This window comes from Paenibacillus sp. JNUCC 34 (assembly GCF_058269055.1).
Window position 1 is genome coordinate 1,393,537 of record NZ_CM177770.1, and the last position, 22,055, is coordinate 1,415,591.

The 22,055-nt window shown below is 47.0% G+C and carries 13 protein-coding genes and 1 pseudogene; 11 read left to right on the forward strand and 3 right to left on the reverse strand.

Features of this window, described 5'->3' with window-relative positions; all coding sequences use genetic code 11:
- The first annotated feature begins 10 nt into the window (after positions 1 to 10).
- The 11 genes and pseudogenes from AC2TF5_RS06350 to AC2TF5_RS06400 all read left to right on the forward strand — a co-directional run bounded on the left by AC2TF5_RS06350 (position 11) and on the right by AC2TF5_RS06400 (position 17,296).
- A complete protein-coding gene (locus AC2TF5_RS06350) occupies positions 11 to 1,960 on the forward strand; it encodes an S-layer homology domain-containing protein (RefSeq protein WP_491301358.1) in 1,950 nt (649 codons plus the stop codon).
- A gap of 12 nt (positions 1,961 to 1,972) precedes the next feature.
- Positions 1,973 to 3,160 (forward strand): cohesin domain-containing protein, encoded by a 1,188-nt coding sequence (locus AC2TF5_RS06355; RefSeq protein ID WP_491301359.1) that lies wholly within the window; start codon positions 1,973 to 1,975, stop codon positions 3,158 to 3,160.
- 50 nt (positions 3,161 to 3,210) lie between these two features.
- Positions 3,211 to 5,910, forward strand: coding sequence for a cohesin domain-containing protein (locus AC2TF5_RS06360; protein WP_491301360.1), 2,700 nt, complete (start codon positions 3,211 to 3,213; stop codon positions 5,908 to 5,910).
- 226 nt (positions 5,911 to 6,136) lie between these two features.
- Positions 6,137 to 6,802, forward strand: a pseudogene (locus tag AC2TF5_RS06365) (hypothetical protein).
- Between the two features lie 429 nt (positions 6,803 to 7,231).
- Positions 7,232 to 8,419: a glycoside hydrolase family 88 protein gene (locus AC2TF5_RS06370; RefSeq protein WP_491301361.1), complete on the forward strand. Its 1,188-nt coding sequence runs from the start codon at positions 7,232 to 7,234 to the stop codon at positions 8,417 to 8,419.
- Between the two features lie 13 nt (positions 8,420 to 8,432).
- Complete coding sequence (locus tag AC2TF5_RS06375) at positions 8,433 to 10,196, forward strand: alpha-L-fucosidase (protein ID WP_491301362.1); 1,764 nt, start codon at positions 8,433 to 8,435, stop codon at positions 10,194 to 10,196.
- 281 nt (positions 10,197 to 10,477) lie between these two features.
- Positions 10,478 to 12,100 (forward strand): type 2 periplasmic-binding domain-containing protein, encoded by a 1,623-nt coding sequence (locus AC2TF5_RS06380; RefSeq protein WP_491301363.1) that lies wholly within the window; start codon positions 10,478 to 10,480, stop codon positions 12,098 to 12,100.
- A gap of 144 nt (positions 12,101 to 12,244) precedes the next feature.
- Complete coding sequence (locus AC2TF5_RS06385) at positions 12,245 to 13,189, forward strand: ABC transporter permease (RefSeq protein WP_491302823.1); 945 nt, start codon at positions 12,245 to 12,247, stop codon at positions 13,187 to 13,189.
- 14 nt (positions 13,190 to 13,203) lie between these two features.
- A complete protein-coding gene (locus AC2TF5_RS06390) occupies positions 13,204 to 14,082 on the forward strand; it encodes a carbohydrate ABC transporter permease (protein ID WP_491301364.1) in 879 nt (292 codons plus the stop codon).
- Between the two features lie 90 nt (positions 14,083 to 14,172).
- Positions 14,173 to 16,554 carry a helix-turn-helix domain-containing protein gene (locus AC2TF5_RS06395; protein WP_491301365.1) on the forward strand — a complete coding sequence of 794 codons (2,382 nt, stop codon included), beginning with the start codon at positions 14,173 to 14,175 and terminating at the stop codon, positions 16,552 to 16,554.
- A 280-nt stretch (positions 16,555 to 16,834) separates the two neighbouring features.
- Positions 16,835 to 17,296, forward strand: a complete 462-nt coding sequence (locus tag AC2TF5_RS06400; RefSeq protein ID WP_491301366.1) for a PDDEXK family nuclease — start codon at positions 16,835 to 16,837, stop codon at positions 17,294 to 17,296.
- 723 nt (positions 17,297 to 18,019) lie between these two features.
- Here AC2TF5_RS06400 and AC2TF5_RS06405 read toward each other — a convergent pair.
- The 3 genes from AC2TF5_RS06405 to AC2TF5_RS06415 form a co-directional block, all read right to left on the reverse strand.
- A complete protein-coding gene (locus AC2TF5_RS06405) occupies positions 18,020 to 18,856 on the reverse strand; it encodes a sulfurtransferase (protein ID WP_491301367.1) in 837 nt (278 codons plus the stop codon).
- 43 nt (positions 18,857 to 18,899) lie between these two features.
- A complete protein-coding gene (locus AC2TF5_RS06410; RefSeq protein ID WP_491301368.1) occupies positions 18,900 to 19,409 on the reverse strand; it encodes an SEC-C metal-binding domain-containing protein in 510 nt (169 codons plus the stop codon).
- 233 nt (positions 19,410 to 19,642) lie between these two features.
- Positions 19,643 to 21,760, reverse strand: coding sequence for an acyltransferase family protein (locus tag AC2TF5_RS06415; RefSeq protein ID WP_491301369.1), 2,118 nt, complete (start codon positions 21,758 to 21,760; stop codon positions 19,643 to 19,645).
- Between the last annotated feature and the right edge of the window lie 295 nt (positions 21,761 to 22,055).

A 22,055-nucleotide genomic window follows, 5' to 3' on the forward strand; every position in this document is an offset into this window, starting at 1 on the left:
GGGTAGAACAATGATGAAATGGATGCGAATCACCATACCTGCTATTATGTTGTGCCTCATCATAGCAGTTGCTTCCCCAGCTGCGGCGGCTGCTGTTACTAAAGGAAGAGATGAAAGCGTTATCTCACTAAAAACTGAAGCTTCTACAGTATCCAAAGGTGATGTGGTGAAAATAAAGGTTTCGGTCCACCATGTTACGGATTTATATGGTATTCAGTTCCGTGTGAAATATGACGCATCAAAATTGGTGTTGAAAGAAGCTGTAGCGGTTGGTGGATATAACGATTTTGGCGGCAAGAAGACAGATGCCGATAAGGGAACGGTTCTCTTGCCTCTGCTGCGGGAACAAGTGTCAAATGTGTCAGAAGTACCTGCTCTAGACATAGCTGAACTAAGCTTTACCGCTCATGAGGCAGGTAAGGCAACTGTCGAGCTGCTAGAGATAAAGGCAGTTTCAACGGAGTCTTTTAAGAATGAAGCAGGATTGAAAGATTTGAAGGAAATTACAATGATCGTTCAGGGCCCACTGAGCATAGCCGTCCAGGGTTCCACGAATCCAGGCGTGCCTTCTAATCCCGATACTCCTTCATCCCCGAGCACACCGGTAAACCCGGGAGGGCAAAATGCAACAGATGGTGATTTAACCAAGGCTCTTAAGGAAATTGAACAAATGCTTAATAAACGTCAGTTGAAAGAGGCGGTATCTGCGGTCAGCAGCTTGTTTGCCAAAGAAAATCCTTCTTTCTCGGGCGACAAGCGGACGCAGTGGGAAGCCACGTTTAAGAAACTGATCGAAGATCTTCAACGGAGTGTAACCTTGGGAACAACTTCCTCAGACGGATCTGCCACAATAAACGATGAATCCTTGCAGTTTGCCGTGAAATCCATAACGGATCTGCTGACATTGTCCAAGAAACATGGGCTGCAACCGGCTGTAGACAAAGTTGTCATCTTACCGCTTGCTTCAAGTACAAAACCGGTGACTTCACTGCATATGACTGCCGAACAAATAGTACTGTTAGAAAAAAACGGAATGACGATGGTATTGGAGTGGGCACAGGGTAAGGTGAAGATTTATCCTGGATCGCTTCCGAAGAAAAGTGCTGTACGGATAAGTCTTTTTTCCTCGTCATCAACTTTTAAGGGATATAACAATCAGCTGAGGCAACTTGTTTCCTATAACCTTGATGTGTCGACGGTGGCAGGGGCTGAGTACGTGTCAGTTACTCAACTGCCGGGTAACATCGGCCTTGTCCTTCCATTCACAGCAGCAGATGAACAGCTCCATAAACTGGGCGTTTATAAGTGGGACGTACTCGGTTCTTGGAAATACATGCGGAACGCAAAACAGATGAACGGACTGTATGAGCTTGATGTTAATCAACCCGGTACTTATGCGATCATGGAATATTCCGTGGATTATACAGATATTCAGAAATTATATGACGAGGCAAAACACGCAATTGAAGCTTTATCGGCCAAACATTTAATGTTCGGAACAGGACAGGGGGAATTTTCACCTAACCAGGAAATAACACGTGCTGAATTCACTTCGTTGTTAGTAAGAGCGATGAATCTTGAGGTTTCAACCAAGTCACCGAATGTATTTAAGGATGTGAAAGCGGGGGCGTGGTATACCGGAGAAGTGTATGCTGCCTGGGAAGCGGGAATCGTCAAAGGGAACGGCAATAGCTTCCAACCTAATGAGAAACTAACCCGGGAGCAAATGGCCGTTATGCTGATGAATGCAACCGGTGCTGCCGGAAAGTCTGCTGTTTCAGAAGACGATAACAAATTCCGGGATGATGATCAGATTAGCAGCTGGGCGAAAGAGGCCATCTATTCCGCTAAGGAAAAAGGATTCATTAAAGGTAACGCCGTTAATAATTATTCTCCGAAGGACCATGCTTCCCGTTCAGAAGCGGCAATCATATTGCTTCGCTGGCTAAACCAAATATAAGGAGGGAGTCTATTGAAACTTTTACGGCAAGTGTTAATTATATTTACCGCCTTTATTCTCTTGATGACAACGGTGCTCACTGTCTCTGATGTTCCAACGGCTGCTGCTGCGAGTGGATTCCAAACAAAAGAGATTGAAATTCCAAATGCCGGATTTGAAGAAGAGGTTATAGATTCTGTTATACCGGGATGGAAGCCTTTGTGGCAGCCTTATGAAGATGCTTACTATGAAGTGACAACTGACCGCGCTTATTCGGGGAAAAGCAGCGTGAGATTAAGAGATACATCAACAACAAGAGGAACAATCATTCAGAGCGCTCCCTTGCCAGTCAAACCGGGAACAGAATACACCGCTTCTGCAATGATGTATCTTGAAGAACCTACCGTAGCGGCAACACTGCTTCTTCGTTTTTATGATGAGAATAATAAGCAGGTAGGCGCTGATGCTCTGTTCCATTATCGAAGTCCTAAAAATGAGTGGTTTAAAGGCGAGGTAAAGGGGATTGCACCTGAAAACGCCAAATATGCATCCGTCTTTGCATCAATTAGTAATTTTTTTACCGCGGTCGCCTATTATGATGACTTCAAATTGACCTATGAACAGAAGGATATGAGTCTATCGCTGCTCGCACCTGCTTCAGCAACGAAAGACAAACCGGTTACGGTAAATATTTCAGTAAATGATGCTGTGAATCTTTATGCGGCCGATCTGAGTCTCACCTATGATACAAAGACTCTGAAGGTTACCGAGGTTAAGCTTGATCCCGAATTTGAAGATGGTCAGGAGGCTTTTTTGACTTGGAAGGATCAAAACGGAAAACTTCGGATTATAACTTCTCAGCTCAAAAACCATTCTTTAAACGGTAATAAGACCATCGCGAATGTAACATTCCAGGTGCTGGACCAGACAGGAAATACAACGCTTACTATTCAGCGAGACTCTATTCTTGCACCTGTTAATGCTCAGGTTGATCAAGATCTTGTCCTGTTGCCGAGTGATGTCAAAGCTAGGATTACAATCATGGATAGTGAGGAAGACTTGAACCACGACGGTGTGGTGAATCTGGTTGATTTGTTACTGATCGGAAAAAACGTAGATAAGAAGCCGGAAGGAGGTATTCAACACTATGATCTGAACGGGGATGGAATTATCGATATCACGGATGTTGGCTTAGTTGCTCTTAAAGTGATGAAAAACTAATTTTCTTCTGAAATAACGAGGTTGCTACAAATTTTTTGAGGAGGAATACGATGCATATGAAGCTGAAACAATGGATGATGCTGTCATTCGCTATCTTAATAATATCTTCTGTAACGTTCTCCGGCGCTTTACCCGCAGGAGCGGAGAGCGGAGAGCCAGTTCGATTCAAAGGTAAAACTTTTGGACAACCGGTAGATCTCGGTGTGCCTATATCCAGAGTAGCCGTTAGTGATGCTGTGGTCGGCAAAGAGGATGGAAGAGATGTATTTTATACAACCGTTAATGGTGACACGGCTATTTTCAATGTCGTGGATGTTATGGACAACAAATTAATCCGTTCTTTTCCATTAGACGGAACCCAGCAAAGCTGGAGACATACGATCGCCCCGGACGGAACCGTGTATATCGGCGGGATTACGACATCCGGACAAACCAAAGGCGACTTATGGGCATATTCGCCCCTTACGAAAACCGTACAAAATTTAGGAGAGCCGATTAAAGGAGAGAAATCGATCTGGACCTTGACCACGGATGAGAAGGGGAATGTGTATGGCGGTACCTTTCAAAGCGGCAAAGTGTTTAAGTATGATCCCGTGAACAAAAAGTTCCGTGATTATGGCAGTATGGTTCAAGGACAAGAATATGTCCGGTCCATTGCATATCATGAAGGTTATGTATATGCCGGAATCGGAACAAAGGGCGATGTGGTCCGCCTGAATGTGGAGACCGGCGAGAAGCAGGTCATCTCCGATGGAGTAGCAGTCTTACTCGGTGTAGAAGCGAGTGCTGTTCCTTTTGCCTATGACATGACAGTTGTGAATGGATTGTTGGCCGTCAAGTTTGGCGATCCGTCCATGACGCTGCTGTTCTACGATTTGACAACAAAAGAGTGGCTGCCTCACAAAGTCGGGAAGGATGCGGGAGGCGTTACGGGTGCAGGCGTCTTTTCATTCAACCAGCTGGTTGCGAAAGACAACAAATTGTATGTACCCGCCAACGGTCATGTGACGGAAGTCAATCTGGATACGTTCGAAACGCGTCTGACCGCCATCAAATATGGAACGTCGTTCCGGGGCGCAGGATGGGTGGAATTCGACACGAACGGCAAAGAGCAGTCCTTTGTGACGATGAAGGGCAATGGCGATTACAGCATTTTTAATGTTGTGGACGAAACGATTGAGAACTTCCCGTCCGTTCTGCAGGGGCAGCCGAATCCGATTCACAATATCGAACAGGGACCTGACGAAAAGCTGTATATGTCCGGTTATCCGGGAGGCATAGCCGCCCAATTCGATCCAGTAACCCTTAAATACACAACGTTTGTCCTTGAACAAGCCGAGGGTATGATTGCCCACGGCAACGATATGTATTTTGGCGTATATCCGGGAGGGCATGTCTATAAAGCGGATACGACACAGCCTGTGCCCAAAGCCGAAAAGGTATTTACCATTGGTGATCATCAGGACCGGCCTTATATCATGAAGACGATAGAAGACAAAATCATGATCGGGACCATTCCAGACTACGGGCAGCTTGGCGGAGCGCTTACGATTTATGATCCGGTTACAGACAAGCATGAGGTATTCCGGGATATCGTCAAAAACCAGAGCATTGTTGGACTCGCCTATAAGGATGGGTATATTTACGGCTCCACGACGGTGCATGGCGGATTGGGCCTTTCGCCATCGGAACGATCCGCCAAAATGTTCGTTTGGGATGTGGCTAACAAGAAGAAAGTGACCGAATTTACGCTGGATATTCCGGGGTTGAGCAATCCGCCGATGATCAGCGGATTGACGGTGGGGCCGGACGGGAATATTTGGGGCGGCGTGAACGGGATTTTGTTTAAGCTGAATCCAAAAACGAATGAATTGATCGATTATAAAAATATTTATTCGGACATTAACAATTACGGCATGTGGCGCCCTTATCATTCCTACTGGAGCAAAGACGGACTGCTGTACATGGATCTTGCCGACCGGATTACGATTATCGATCCCAAAACCATGGATCATGTTCGTTTAGTTCCTGACAGCATGGAAGTGAAATTCATGAACATAGCGAAAGATGCTAACGGCAGTGAAAATATTTATTATGCAGATGCATCCAGCATGGGGAATCTGATGATGATCCCAATTTCGGATGCTGAATATGAAAATGCCGGTCAATTAAAGCTTGCCGCTCCGGCCTCAGCGAAACCTGGACAGACGGTTTCCATGACACTTCAGATGGAACAGGCGTCCCAATTATATGGTTTCAAGGCTAAAATTCAATATGAAACAGATAAATGGGAAGTCGTTAATGTCAGTGCAACCGAGGCCTGGAAAGAGCAGGGATACATGACATGGGCTAATGAAGGCGGCATCCTTACGCTGGTAGGAACCCAATTGAAGGAGAATAGTATTAACGGTGATGCCAGCCTTGCTGAAATTACATTAAAAGCCATCGGTGTTGAAGGTGATACTGTTGTTACGCTGTTAAAGGGAGCGGAAACGATTCGTTTAGACGGTGATCAGACAGGACATATCGATGTGCTTGGGCAGGATAAGCCCGTAAAAATTTCAATAGGTTTACCGAAAATTCCAGAAGACTTCAATGGCGACGGCAAGGTTGATGTGCTTGATCTGATGCTGATTTCGAAACAGGTTGGACTTTCGATTCAAGATCATAACCGCCATATGGATTTGAATGGGGATGGAAAGATCGATGTAGCAGACATGGCACTTGTCGGTCTTAAGATTATGAATTAAGTCCGGCATTGACCGCACCGGATTGTCCGGATAGTTAATCCAATTGCTCAGCTTCTTGTTATGCGTTCAATCAAAATAGTTGAGACTAATGGCTTCCGTACAAAAATCTGGTGACCAGGATCATTTTATGCCCGTTCAATGATATATTCTTTATAGACGAAGAACGTCCTTTTGCCTAGCGGCTGAAGGGCGTTTTTTATTTCTATTGAAAGGGGAGCGTATTCGAATGAACTTTGAACAAGCGCATCAAGCATTCCTCGACCGACACCTCGACTCTCGAGCAGGTGAGAGAAGAGGGCGACTTCTCAGAGGACACAACTATGCTGAAAAGCTGCTGCTCCAAAACGTGTGGTGGCCTCTGTTCGGTAATCTGGATCATCTGCACCCCGAGTATGGGGTTTATGATTGGAACCGTAAATCACAATTTCTAGATTTCGCGTTTATTCTGCCGTTTGGTCGTTTCGGAATAGAGTGTGACGGCTTTCAAAGTCATGTCAAAGACATGGACCGTGAAAGATTCAGCTACGCTCTGAATTGAGATACATTTCTTACAGGAATGGGATGGAAAATGATTCACTTTTCCTTTGTTGACGTACAAAACCGTCCCGAAGTATGCCGCATGCTACTGCAATTAGTCATGAGTCTGTATCTAATTCGCAATAAGACTGTGTCTTCAATTTCACCTTCTGAAAGAGAGGTGTTGCGGCTGGCGTGGAGCTTAGGAAAACCGTTGCGCCCGAAAGATGTTGTTGACTGTTATCAAGTAAACTTTCGCACAGCCCGCAAATGGTTGCAGGCATTAGTGGAGAAAGGGTTGCTCTGTTCGATCGTTCAAGGTAAATACACTTGTTACTATGAAGTGAAGGAAAACATCCCGGAGCAGTTGTTGTAAGAGGAGTATGGTTAACGATGCTGTATCGCATGTATACGCTGACCTAAACGGTTATGGTGTTAATCTTGTATGTTATACAACAATGGGCTGGCAGAGGGCCTGATTATACAAATATTGTTGTGAATTCTACAATAATTCCCCCCCACATGAGGCTAACAGATTATTTATTATCCGCTTTGTTGTATAAAGTGCAACAATGCGGCTTTTGGCGCAGAGTCACGAAGTGATGTTGTACTTTGTACAACTTTCTACATCCAATTAAGCTTTGATCCTACCAACGATTATTCAACCGTATCAACTTTTTTTCAACTGCACGAATGCGAAGTAAAAACAGCAGTCCATACGAAAAGATAACGATTGTCGTCTTCGTCCTTCTCTGGTTACAATTCAATCCGTAAGACCATATCCATACCGGGGAGGAATGCAAACATGAGGCAGATTAAAGATGAAGGTATTCAGGATGTCGGCAGGTATGATCGTACACCGCAGCTGACCAAAGAGCGCTGCAAAGAGGCGATAGACTTTATTGTGGGACAGGTGGACCGCAATCTTGAAACATTCGAAGGCACTTTTCCTTCCGAAGCCAGTACGAACAACGTTTACAGGCAGGTTGGAAATACCGAATGGACGCCGGCGTTTTGGACGGGGATGCTTTGGCTTGCCTACGAGACGACAGGGGATGCGAAATACCGCCTGGCGGCCGAAAATCAGCTGGGCAGCTACAAGCAGCGGGTAGAAGAACGCCGTTACACAGATACGCATGATTTGGGTTTTCTCTACACATTGTCCTGCGTCTCCGCTTACAAATTGACTGGAAATGAAGAGGCCAAGCAGCTCGCTTTGGCAGCCGCGGAGCTTCTTTACATCCGCTATTTGGATAAAGCGGGGATCATTCAGGCATGGGGGAACTTAAGCGATCCAAGGCAGCAGGGCCGAATGATTATCGACTGCTTGATGAATCTGCCGCTGTTATATTGGGCCAGCGAAGTGTCCGGTGAACATAAATATCAGGATGCTGCGGCTTCCCATGTCCAGATGGCGGCACAATATTTGATCCGGGAGGATGCATCCAGCTTCCATACCTTTTATATGGATACCGAAACGGGTGAACCGAAGTATGGCTCCACCGCGCAAGGGTATGCGGACGATTCCTGCTGGTCGCGCGGGCAAGCCTGGGGGATGTACGGCTTCCCGTTATCTTACCGCTATACGGATGATTTCGGGCTGATTGAGCTGACGAAAAAAATTACGAATTATTTCTTAAACCGGCTGCCGCAAGACTATGTCAGCTATTGGGATTTGATCTTTACGGAGGGCGAAGAAGAGAGGGACAGCTCCGCCGCCGCCATTGCCGTCTGCGGCCTGCTTGAAACCGCCGGGCATCTGCCGTTGACCGATTCCCTTAAACGGCTGTATGAAAACGCGGCCCTGCATATTCTGGAGTCCTTGATCGACAATTACATGACGCGCGAAACGCCGGAATCCAACGGCATTCTGCTGCATGCGGTGTACAGCAAGCCGGGAAATAACGGCGTTAACGAGTGCTGTATCTGGGGCGACTACTACATGTATGAAGCGCTTGTCCGGGTCACCAAAGACTGGAAACCATATTGGTAGAAGGGGAGCGGTAATGATGGGGAAAGCAAGTGGCGCGGAGAACGGGAGCAATCATGCAGGAATAAACGGGAGGGATCCGCGGACGGCATGGTGGACCGAGGCGAGATTCGGCATGTTCATCCACTGGGGATTGTATGCGCTTCCAGCGCAAGGCGAATGGATCATGTATGCGCAAAAGACGCCGCTACGTGAATATGAGCAGCTGGCGCAGCTATTCAATCCAACGGAGTTTGATGCCAAAGCCTGGGTATCCCTGGCGAAAGATGCGGGCATGCGGTATATCGTCATTACAGCCAAACATCATGACGGCTTCGCGATGTATCACTCGAAAGCAGATCCATTTAATATCGTGGACTCGACGCCTTTCAGCCGGGATCCGATGAAGGAACTGGCCGAGGCCTGCCGGGAAGCGGGCATCGTCTTATGTTTCTATTATTCGCATGTGATCGATTGGCATCATCCGCATGCCGTTCATAAAGAGCATAACAATACATGGGATTACAAGCTGGAGGAGAAGCGATTTACTGAATATTGGGAAGGAAAAGCAAAACCGCAATTAAAGGAACTTCTTACGGAATACGGCCGGGTCGGCCTATTGTGGTTCGATACTGCCGGAGGTTTGTCCGAGGAGGACAGCAAGGACATTATAGAACAAGTGCGCAGTCTTCAGCCGGACTGTCTAATCAATTCCAGGGTGTCCCATTACATGGGAATGGGCGATTACGTGTCCAAGGGAGACAATGAAATCGGAATGAGCGGCGAGGACATGAGACCTTGGGAGACGCCGATGACGCTGAACCAGTCATGGGGATATACGACCCGGGATCAGATATGGAAAACGGCGGATGCATTAATTCAAAAGCTCGTCCATGTCATCGGGAAAGGAGGCAACCTGCTGCTTAATGTCGGACCGACTCCGCAAGGAACCATCCCGGAACGGTCTGCGGAACGTTTGCGGGAGGTCGGCGAGTGGACCCGACGCAATGCGGAAGCGGTATACAGTACGGAAGGTAGCCCTTTCCCATGTGAGCTGGATTGGGGGGCGATTACAACAAAGCCGAGACGGATGTATCTTCATATTCATAATGCCAAGTGGCCGGCGGGCAGTCTGCGGTTGTGCGGTATCCGAAATAAGGTATCGCGCGCCTATCCATTGGCAGATCCGAATCAAGCAAGATTTGAGGTCGAGCAGACCTACGTTGGAAAGCTGGATTTACACACACTGAAGCTTCACCTGCCGCCGCAGCCAACGGATCAACATGTGTCCGTTATCGTTCTGGAGCTTGAAGGTGAAAACGACTTTGACCGTACTTTGACCCAAATGCCGGACGGCGTTTTTCAGCTGGATGTCCCGCATGCGCAAATAAGCATTCTCCGGGCTGCTGACGAAGAGCAGGAGCTTCCCGCGCTGCGGTGTGCGGAATGGAATTTCAAGCTGGTCGCGCCTGGCACATACGAATTGATGCTCCTCAGTTTCAAGCGTTATGACAAGGAATGGGCTGATTTGTACACGGAACCCATTCTGCTCGAAACGGCCGGGCAAAGTATCGTCAAAAATCTTGTGGAAGACGCGGCGGATGACCATTCTCCGTCGTGCCAGCATCCGTATACCGCCGTTTTGTCTCGGATCGGATATGTCACCTGGGAACAGGCTGGAATGCAAACGCTGGTGATTGGCTCGTCCAAACTGAAGGATCCATCCCCCCGGTTTACGGAAATTTGGCATGCCGATCCGGTTAAACTCCGGGCAATACGGCTTGTACGCGTCGCTGATTAGGAAAAATTGCCCCGCATGAATCAGATGATATACATAGATGATACAGATTGCTGAAAAACCCCGACACGACAGGCTTCTTCAGCCCGGTTGCAATGAACTGATCTTAAGAAAAGATAGAAAAATGAAGATTCGTCAGTCTAGAAATCTTACGAAAATACAAGGCTGATGAAAATGTTCCAGTTTCTTGCGAAGAGGACTTTTCCCTATACTTTGGATACCGGCTTGATCGAAATAAAACCAAAGTCCGGCGATTTAGTAACAATCAAAAAGGAGGCGCTTACATGAAGGGGAAAGTCAAGAAATTAGGAACTTTTGTATTAGCAGCTACTTTGGTTTTATCGCTTGCGGCATGCGGAAGCAGTTCCGGAAATGAACAAGACAAAGGGGGTACATCAGCAGAGAATCAGGCGGGCGAGACGCAAAAGCTTACAAATCTCACCTATTGGGTAAGCATGCATTCCGCAGTAGCGGCTCAAATGAAAACATATGCCGAGATGGGTATGTACAAGGAGCTCGAGAACATTACCGGCGTGAAAGTGGAATTCCAGCATCCGCCGACAGATGCGGCTCAAGCGCAAGAGCAGTTTAACCTGATGATGGTTTCCGAAAAGCTGCCGGATGTGATCGAAACTTCATGGATTGGATATCCGGGAGGACCGGAGAAAGCCATTCAAGACAATAAAATTATTAAATTAAATGATCTGATTGATCAACATGCACCGAATTTGAAAAAGCTGCTGGAAGAGAATCCCGATTGGAAAAAGCAGGTGACGACGGATGACGGAAGCTTGTTTATGTTTCCGTTCTTCCGGGGTGGCGAAAAGGTACGGGTGTTCTATGGACCTTCCATCCGCAAGGACTGGCTGGATAAGCTTGGACTGGAAGTTCCTACAACCATTGATGAATGGCATGAAGTGCTGAAGGCTTTTAAAGAAAAAGATCCGAACGGTAACGGCAAGGCGGATGAAATCCCGCTTTATTTCACCAAGGATGATGTGGGCGTTGGCGCTCCTTTCCTGGGAGCCTGGGGAATCAACTACGGTTTCTATCAAATCGATAATCAAGTGAAATACGGCCCGATCCAGCCGGAATATAAAGAGTTTCTGGCCACGTTGAACCAGTGGTATAAAGAAGGCCTGCTGGATAAGGATTTTGCGGCTCCGAACGACAAGCTGTTTGACGCCAAATTGACGGGCAACCAACTTGGTGCGGCTCCTACATATAATGGTGGCGGTATCGGTAAATATGCCAATCTGATGAAGGATAAAGACCCGAATTTCAATCTGGTGGCTGCTCCGTATCCGGTACTGAATAAGGGCGACAAGGCGATCTGGGGACAAAAGGATTTTGCCACGAACGGCTTTGGTGCCGCCATCTCGACAAGCAATACGAATCCGATTGAAACGGTAAAATGGCTTGACTATGCTTATGGTGAAAAAGGAGATCTGCTGTTCAACTACGGCAAGGAAGGCGAAGCTTACAAAATGGAAAACGGCAAGGCGATCTTTTTGCCGGAAGTGCTGAATCCTCCAAGCGGGGTCAGCTTGCAGCAGTCGTTTGCCAAGCATAACCGTTCAACCTGGAGCGCGCCATTCGTTCTGAGTGATGATTTCCAAATGCAATATCTGGCTTTGCCGAACCAGCGTGAGGCGCTGGATGTTTGGTCTCAGCCGACAGGTGAACGCAGAATGCCGCTCGTCACGCCAACCAAAGATGAAAGCTCGCAGTACGCTTCGCTAATGACGGATATCAACACTTACCGGGATGAAATGTTCTTGAAGTTTATTATGGGCGCCGAGCCGCTCGAGAACTTCGATAAATACGTGAAGAAAATTGAGACCATGGGTATTGAAGATGCGATCAAAATTCAACAGGCAGCTCTTGACCGGTTCAACAAGCGGTAATTGTTCCAGTAAGGCAAGTGCCTTTTCGGCCCGGGGGATGAGCGGTTCATCTCCCGGTTTTTCAAAAATTCCGGAAAAACTTTACGAGAATTACGACATGGAAAGGCAGGGAGACGAATGTGGCAGGTAATAAATAAAAGGCCGATGAACAAGCGGCCGGCGAAAAGCAACAAGGATCTTTCCAAAGGTCAAATCATACGGAAGGACCTGCGCCGGAACTGGATCATTTACTTGATGGCGCTGCCCGTCATTGCCTATTATCTTATTTTTCACTACGGTCCGATGTACGGTTTGCAAATCGCGTTTAAAGACTATACTCCTGCCGACGGCATATGGGGAAGTCCATGGGCCGGATTCAAGCATTTCGATAGTTTTTTTAACGGCATCTATTTCTGGAGACTGATCCAGAATACCGTGCTGATCAATGTCTATGACCTGATTTTCGGGTTCCCGTCAGCGATCATCTTGGCCATTCTGTTGAATGAAATCCGAAAAATGGCGTTCAAACGCGTTGTTCAAACGATTTCTTATTTGCCGCATTTTATATCGATCGTTGTTGTTGCAGGCATGCTGTTTGATTTTTTGAGCCGTGACGGCCTGATCAACCAACTGCTGGGCTTTATCGGGGTTGAACCGATTGACTTCCTGAAGGAAGCCGGCTGGTTCCGGTTTATTTTCGTATCGTCCGGCATTTGGCAGGGTGTAGGCTGGGGCTCCATCATTTATTTGGCTGCGATCGCCAATATCGATCCGACGTTATATGAAGCGGCCAAAATTGACGGGGCGAACCGCTGGAAGCAAATTTTCCATATTACGATCCCGGGAATTATGCCTACGATCGTGATCATGTTCATTCTGAATATGGGCAGCCTGTTGTCGGTCGGCAGCGAAAAGGTGCTCCTGCTGTATAACCCGCTCACTTATGAAACGGCGGACGTGATTTCCACCTACGTATACCGCAAAGGTATTTTGGAGGCAAGTTACAGCTTCACGGCGGCGGTTGGTTTGTTTAACTCCGTCATCAGTTTGATTTTGATCGTGTCAGCGAATGCCATCAGCAAACGTGTATCCGAAAATAAATTATGGTAAGGAGGAATCAAACAATGGGCGCACAAACAACAGGTGAAAAAGTATTCAGCGTTATTAATACGCTGCTGATGCTGCTTCTTTGTTTCGTTACGTTATACCCGTTTTTGTATGTTCTGTTTGCCTCCTTAAGTGAGGCATCGAGTTTTATTCAACACCGGGGCATGCTGCTGAAGCCGCTCGGATTCAACCTAGAAGCATACAAAGCGGTTTTCCAAAATCCGATGATTACGAGCGGTTACAGGAACACGCTCTTCTACGTGGCGGCCGGAACGGCAATCAATCTGTTGATGACGGCACTTGGGGCATACGTACTTTCCCGCCGAAATTTGTATTTTAAAAATGTGATGATGTTCGGGATTGTACTGACGATGGTGTTCAGCGGCGGATTGATTCCGAATTATATTCTGATCAATAAGCTGGGGATGATGAATACACCGTGGGCTCTGCTGATTCCCGGCGCCATCTCCACCTTTAATATGATCATTATGAGAACCGCTTTTCAGGGAGTGCCGATTTCCTTGGAAGAGTCGGCTAGAATCGATGGAGCCGGGGAACTTACCATTCTGTTCCGAATCGTCATTCCATTGTCTATGCCGGTGATTGCGGTCATGATTTTATGGTATGCGGTTGGACATTGGAACTCTTACTTTTCGGCGCTGGTCTATTTGCGGGACCGCACCATGTATCCGCTGCAGCTGGTTTTGCGTGAAATTTTGATTGCCAATTCGACCGACTCGATGTCAACGGGCGTCGCAGCGGACGACAAATATGCGATTGGCGAGACGATCAAATATGCAACGATTATCGTTTCCACGCTGCCGATTATTTGCTTGTATCCTTTCCTGCAAAAATACTTCGTCAAAGGGGTATTGATCGGCGCCATTAAGGAATAAATGGTGTCCACCCCTTACCGATTGCATTATAATGAATTTAAATATACATTTTAGCGCATTAAATGCATGAAATGGAAGGGGGGAGGCTTGTTGAAACGGCTGCTTCGTCCACTTGGATTCCGCAATTTGAGAAGTGTATGGATGACGATGTTAATCTCCAACTTGGTTCTTTTGCTGATCCCTGTATCGATGGGAGCTTTCCTGTATACCAAAGTGGAAGCAAGCCTGCAAAATGGGGCTAACCGTTCTAACCAAGCGATGTTGGAGCAGCTTAAGCTGTCTTTGGACAGCAAACTGAACGAAGTGGAAAAACTTGCCCAGCAGATTATTTTCGATCCGAAGCTCGAGTATTTATTAAAGCTGAATGAGGATCAGAACAGTCCGGACCGCTATAAATTTATCGAATTTATGCGGGACACGATGTCCCGGCCGGGCAACATTACCAACTTTATATTGGATTATTACGTATACTTCCGCAACAGCGATCTGGTGCTGAAGTCCGGTCTGTTGACGGACTCGCATAAATTTTATGATATGTATTATAGCTACCAGGGCATGTCATATGAACAGTGGCGGGAAGGGATGCTGACCAGCTTTCACACGATGGCATATCTGCCTTCGGCTACGCTACTCCGGCGTGCGGAATATGATCCGATGCAAAGCATCCAGAAAACGCCGCTGAACGTCATTACGTTTACGCAATCTCTCCCCGGACGCGACCGGAGCGACATTACGGGCAGTTTTGTCATTTTGATCGATGAAAGTCAAATCAAAGCGATGTTTGCCCAGATTGAATCCGCAAGCGACAGTTCGATCTATATCGTTGACGGTTATGGAAGAACCATCATGGCATCGGATAAGGAGCCGCTCCCTACGCAGCTGTTGTCACGGATCAACGGGAATGGAGGGCTGTTCAACCAAACCTTGAACGGGGACCCGAAAGTTATTTCGTATACCCCTTCCCAAAAGGAAGGATGGAAATATGTTTTAGTTACGCCAAGAAGCGTTTTTATGCAGCAAGTTATTCTAATTAAAAACTGGACGATCATTTTGTTTGCCTTATGCCTTAATGTCGGCTTGTCGGCCGCTTTTATCTTTACATACCGAAACTACAGCCCGCTGCGAAGAGCGGTGAACGCCATTCTCAGAGGGAAAAATTGGAGCAGCAAACCGTCTGTAAATGAATACGACTTTATTTTGCAAACCATTGAAGGTTCTCTCCATGAAGAAAAGACGCTGCGTAGCATGTTGGCCCGGCAAACTCCTGTCATACGTTCCAATTATCTTTCGCGTCTGATTCGGGGGCAAATGGACGTGGATACCTCGGAGAAGGGCGGACAAGCGCTGATGTTTATGGACATTTCATTTGTAAGCGATTACTTCGCGGTGATCGTTGTCCAGCTTGACAGCATTTTGAGGTTCAACGAGGAGCAAAGCGAGGAGATGTGGGCGCTCGCCAGATTTATCGTCTCCAACATCGGCATGGATATCATCCAAGAGCCGCATAAGGCTTTTGCCGTCGAGCTGGACCGCGACCGGGTGGCCTTGCTGAACAACTTTTCGTCGGAACAGCCCGAGGATGCGGAGCAGGTCATCAAGGAGATGGCTGAGTCGCTGAAAAACCTGATCGAGCAGCGGTTCAAAATTGATATTACCGTAGCCGTCGGTCTTCCGCACGCCGGGGCGAAGAGTGTTGGCGAAAGTTATGCGGAAGCGGTGGCGGCGCTTGAATACCGCATCATTAAAGGTGGAGGGACGATTATCTACTTCAAGGATATTACGAACGTCCACTCGCATTATTACTATCCGATCGACATCGAGGTGCAGCTGATCAATTCCGTCCGCAGCGGGGACACGGAAAATGTTCTTAAGCTGCTGGACACGATTTACATGATGAACTTTGAGTCAGGCAGCATTACACCGGAATTCGGCAGATGCCTGTTCTTTAACATCACAAGCACGTTCCTGAAGATCATCAATGCAACCGGGACGGACCAGCATGATATTTTAGGACGGGATATTGACCTTGTAAAGGATATTTTTTCGTATGAGACCGCGGAAGGCATGCAGCAGCGCATCAAAAAACTGTATGAATTGCTGACCGAATCGCTTGTCACGGATCGTACCGATCATTGTATTCAGCGGCTGCAGGATATGGAGCAATTTTTGGAGGAGCATTTCACGGACCCGAATATGGGCCTTGGCATGATGGCCGAACGGTTTGAGATGACGCCTCAATATGTATCTACTTTTTACAAAAAGCATAGCGGCATCAACCTTAGCGACTATATTACCAGAAAAAGAATTGAGCTTGCCAAGCAGCATATGTGCGAAAAGGACCTCACCAACGCCCGGATCGCGCAGCTTGTCGGATATACAAGCGACGTTGTGTTTATCCGTGCCTTTAAAAAGCTTGAAGGGGTTACGCCGGGCAGGTACCGTGAGAACATAGCTTCCGATGACGCCGGATAATGGGATGCCATTGTTGCGTTTTCTTTCGATCAGCAAAAAAATAGGAGGCTGTTTCCTTGGGAATTCCCAAAGAAACAGATTCCTTCATGCCGGCACTATGGCCTTGATAAGGGCACTTTTCTCTTTCAGATTTGTCGCTATAAGACGCGCGCCGGCGTTCTTTCAATTGTAGCAACATCCCAATCCCGTTCAATGGTATACTTTTTATAGACGAAGAACGTCCTTTTGCCTAGCGGCTGAAGGGCGTTTTTTATTTCTAATGAAAGGGGAGCGTATTCGAATGAACTTTGAGCAAGCGCATCAAGCATTCATCGACCGACACCTCGCCTACTTTCAAAGTCATGTCAAAGACATGGATCGTGAAAGATTTAGCTACGCTTTGAATCGAGATACATTTCTTACAGGAATGGGATGGAAAATGATTCACTTTTCCTTTGACGACGTGCAAAACCGTCCCGAAGTATGCCGAATGCTACTACAATTAGTCATAAGTCCATATCTACTTCGCAACAAGACTGTGTCTTCAATCACACCTGTTGAAAGAGATGTACTCCGGCTGGCATGGAGCATGGGAAAACCGTTGCGCCCGAAAGATGTTATCGACCGTTATCAAGTAAACTTTCGCACAGCCCGCAAATGGTTGCAGGCATTTGTGGAGAAAGGGTTGCTCCGTTCGATCGTTCAAGGCAAATACACTTGTTACTATGAAGTGAGGGAAAACATCCCGGAGCAGTTGTTGTAAGAGGAGTATGGTTAACGATGCTGTATCGCACGTATATGCTGACCTGAACGGTTATGGCATCTTAATCTTGTATGTTATACAACAATGGACTGGCAAAAGGGCTGAATATACTGATATTGTTGTAAATTCTACAATAATTCTCCGTCACATGAGGATAACAGATTATTTATTATCTACATTGTTGTAAGAAGTGCAACAATGTGGCCTTTGGCGTAGAGTCACGAAGTAATGTTGTACTTTGTACAACTTTCTACATCAATTGCGTAGTATCGAGCGAATATTTATGAGCCAGATGTAGCACTATTAGTACGCAGTTCAAACTTGAAGGATGTACTTTTGAATGTTTACTGAATCGATATAGCAGCAGTTGATATGGGGGAGTTGAATGGCTCCCTTTTTGCAATATAAGAAGAAGGAAAAGCAGTGCTGTGGTCTTAGAACACGTGAGACAACCGGTTTGAGAATTGCAGACCATACGGAGGTTACAAGGTGTAAGAGCAGCACTCCTTTGTTCTGGCTCAGACTTGGTTTCAGGGTACCGTGGATTAGAGTGGAACTTCCAAAGCATGAGTCAAAGTCATCAGCTGACCATTCATTGTAACTGCTCTCAACCCCTGCATGTTGATTCCCTGTTGACTCGAAACACTCCGAAACCCGTGCACGGAGGATACACCGCCACATCCCCAACAAAAAGAACCCGCGTATGACGCGAGCTCTTTGCTTTTATTCCTCTCCCGTTGCAATCGGATTCTCCTCATAACTAATCCAATCGCTCCAGCTGCCCCCGTACAGCTTCACATCCGTGAAGCCTGCTTCTTCCAGTGCGAGCACATTCGGGCAGGCAGAGACGCCGGATCCACAGTACACAATTACATCCCTATCCTTCGGAACGTCGTGAAAGCGCTGCAGAATTTCCTCGATGCTGATCCAGCGTCCTTGTTCATTCAAAAGCTCTTTCCAGAAGTAATTCACAGCTCCCGGGATGTGACCGGCTATGGGATCAATGGGCTCCTCGACGCCTTCATAACGGCGTTGTTCCCGGGAATCGATGAGATAAGCCGATCCGTTGTTGATTGCTTGTCTGACTCCCTCAACATCCACCAGCATGGTCTGCTGAATCTCCGGTTCATAACGAACCGGGATCACAACTGGTGTCTCTGCCGTTACAGGGTAACTTGTATTCTTCCACGCCGAGAACCCTTGATCCATAATATAAACGTTCTGGTGTCCTGTATATCTCAACATCCACCAGAGCCGGCTGGCTACCATGCCGCCCTGATCATCATATATGACAATACGCTTTTCTTTATCGATGCCCGCACGACCCAGTTTTCCGGCAAATTCGTTCATGTCCGGCAGGGGATGGCGGCCACCATGCGATGAAAGTGGGGAGGAGAGGTCTTTATTCAAATCCAAATATACTGAGTGTGGAATATGCTCCTCCGTGTATGCCAGCCTTCCTGCTTCGGGCTGCCCTAATGTAAAGCGGCAGTCGACAATGATCAAGTCCGGTTCAAACATTCGGGCAAGGAGCCACTTCATGGATACAATATATTTCATAAAGAAAGGCACCGCCTTTGCTGGAATGTATATGGGATTTATATTAAGCTGCGGCCAGCTGCTCCATGAATTGGTTGAGTTGACCGAAAGATTTGGATAGAGTTGTGGCAGCCACTTCATGTTTGGTAGCAAGCTCGGTTTGAGTGACAGGAATATCGAGCGCACGTGTGTACAGCTGATCCAAAGCTGCCTTAAAGCCGCCTGGTTTGCGGAAACGCGGAGACTCCTTTATACAGAAGCCGTTCCAGAGAATGAGCACGTTAAAAAGAACGACCATTTTTTCTTTCTCATTGTGCTCATAATCGTTGTATAACTGTGGAAATAATTCTTCCGCCAACTCGCGGTAAGAATCGTTGTCCCATTTCATTTCCCGAAGCGATGCTGTGAACTCCATCATATTAGACGGTGCGTTCAACATAGCCTGCTTCTCTTCTTGGGAAGGTTCGATATGATGGGGTTGTCTTTCTGCCTCGCGGTCTTTCTCAAGACAACATTTTTTGTATTTTTTGCCGCTGCCGCAGTGACAGGCATCATTTCTACCTATCTTGTTCAAAAAACTCACTCCTCAAATGGTTGTTTAACGGATTAATTATAACTCATCTATAATATCATAAAAGATAATATATAATTTGACCACCTGTTGAACTGGGATTACCATGTATTTTCGATAATTTCTTATAAAAAAAGACAAAATTAAGGCTTATTCCCTTCTTTGAAAGAGAAGGGAATAAGCCTTTTAGGTGAATTAACCATTTTCTTCTATTTAACAGGTATAAGTGCGATTGTTTACTTTTTAATGGCATTCATAATAAGGGAGGTGTATGCAGCAATTCCTTCAGGCTCCAGATGCACACGGTCTGATCTGAAATATTCGGGATGATCTTTACTTGCAGCATGCCAATCCACAAGCGTAGTATTCGGAAACTTCTTGCTGGTCTCAGCCAGCATGGTGTTTACGTTGCGCTCCCAGTCTCTTGGAACTTTAGTGTTTACAAGAATTACTTGTTTGGCTGTGCTCAGGGAACTGAGCAGAGACTCCAAATCCTTTTTGGCGAAAGCTCCGTTCGTTCCCAGGCCAATGATTACGACCCCGTTCAGCCGTCCTTTGGCTTTTAGCCCTGGGATAAGCTCATCCGCCTGATACATTTGCCGGCCGATCTTGGCATCAATCATTATTCCGGGAAGCTGCTTCTGCAGATAAGGCGTGACACCGACCATTACAGAATCGCCTATCGCTGTGACGGATGATCCGTCCTGAGGCTTTTGAGTACCGCCGCCCGGCTGTTTCGAGTTGTTGGGTTTCTTGGCTGTACTATCCGATGGTTTGTTGCCTGGTACCCTGGATTTATCCGGCTTCTTGGCAGGTTTTTCCTTTTCGGATGTACCTGGTTTACCGGGAGACTCGTTTACATTCTCGATGCCAGCGGGATTCTTAGCTGCTGGTTCTTTATGTACAGGATTTTCTGTTGGCACGCTTGCCTGGTCCTCTCCAAGTTTCTGGTTCGGCTTGGGTTTCTTTACAGATGTTGTTCCTTGATCTCCGGAAGTAGCCGTACTGTCCGGAGGGGTGTCATTACCTTGGGAAGGAGCTTCTATATTTTTATCCTGCTCTGGCTCCATAGTTGGATCAGCAGGGGGGATAAGGACGTCCACGAAAGCTTCTTCGGATTCCGGAGTCGTTGTAGCACCGGAGACGCTTGTCATCATCCCTGCACAAAATATTCCGATCAGCACAAGGGTGCTGCATGAAACGACCCAGCTTTTTAGAGAGAGCCGTCCCGGACGCCAATGTGGATGACGCACTTTTTGCCATAGTGTTTTAAGGGCTCCGTGGCGAATCGGCTCCTCAATGAACTTCCAGGATAGGGAGGCCAGAATAACGCTGGCAGCAACCTGCAAGGATGTGTGCAAGACGCTGTTCCCTATCGGGTTCCCGTCAGGACTTGTAAGGATGAGAACCGGATAATGCCATAAGTAAATACCATAGGAACGGACACCGATCCATCGCAGAGGCTTACTTCCTAATATTTTGCCGAGCAGTGCTGCCGGATGAGCCAAGACAGCAACGACGACAGCTGAGGCAAGAGAAAGAATGACCATACCGCCCTGATAAAGACTTGCATCATAGCGGTCCGTTTTCCACATCATGTACAAGACGAGGACGAGAGCGGCTGTTCCGGCGGTGTCCAGCCCCAGACGAACGAGAGGTGAGGCATTGGAGGATCGCTTATAGCTGGGCCAAATAATGGCGAGTGCGGCTCCAATCAGCAGTCCGAATGCTCGCGTGTCTGTGCCAAAATATACACGGCTTGGATCGCTGCCAGGCTCGTAAAGCAGTGCCATGGTTAACGCTGAGATACCCGCAAGGACGCAAATAAAATATAACATTTGTCCTCGGCGTGGAAATACATGAAGACCGATCAGCATAATGAGCGGCCATAAAATATAAAACTGCTCTTCTACCGCCAGGGACCACATATGTCCTAAGGGAGAAGGAGGGCCGAAGGATTCGAAATAAGATACGTCTTGAAATATAAACTGCCAGTTGCTTATGTATGTGACTGCCGCTGTAACGTCAACGCGGAGACTCGACATTCGGGAGGGATCAAATAGAGTAACCCATGCAACAATGATGATAAGCATTGCGAACATGGCTGGGAGCAGCCGCCGGAATCTTCTGTACCAGAAATCCTTCAGGTCGAGTCTGCCATTTATGCGCCATTGCGCTGCCAGTATATCTGTGATCAAGTAGCCGGAGAGCACGAAAAATATGCTAACTCCCAAGAAACCGCCAGGGGCAAAATCAAGGCCCCAATGATAGCTCATGACGCCGATCAATGCCAAAGCTCTAAGTCCATCCAGTCCCGGCATGTAGCGAGATTCTTTTTTCAATGGTTCAGGCACAGGTTATCACCCCTGCCTTGCACGAATTACGGAAGTTTTTGTCGTAAAAAAACCGGTTTGCCGCAGTGAAGTTCATATTCACAAACGTCTGGGTGCTATTATACAAGAAAGTCATTTGGAACATGTTAAACCTTCCCTTTCCAAAACAAGATGTCGTAGGTTAATACTAGCACCGCAGGAAAATAAGTAGGTGACAAAAAGGTAAACCTTAGGAAACATAATGATGTCAATAAAAAGACAGAATTTTAACTAACTCTTATGTCGAAAAAAAGTGAAAGGTGGAAAGGGATGTCGG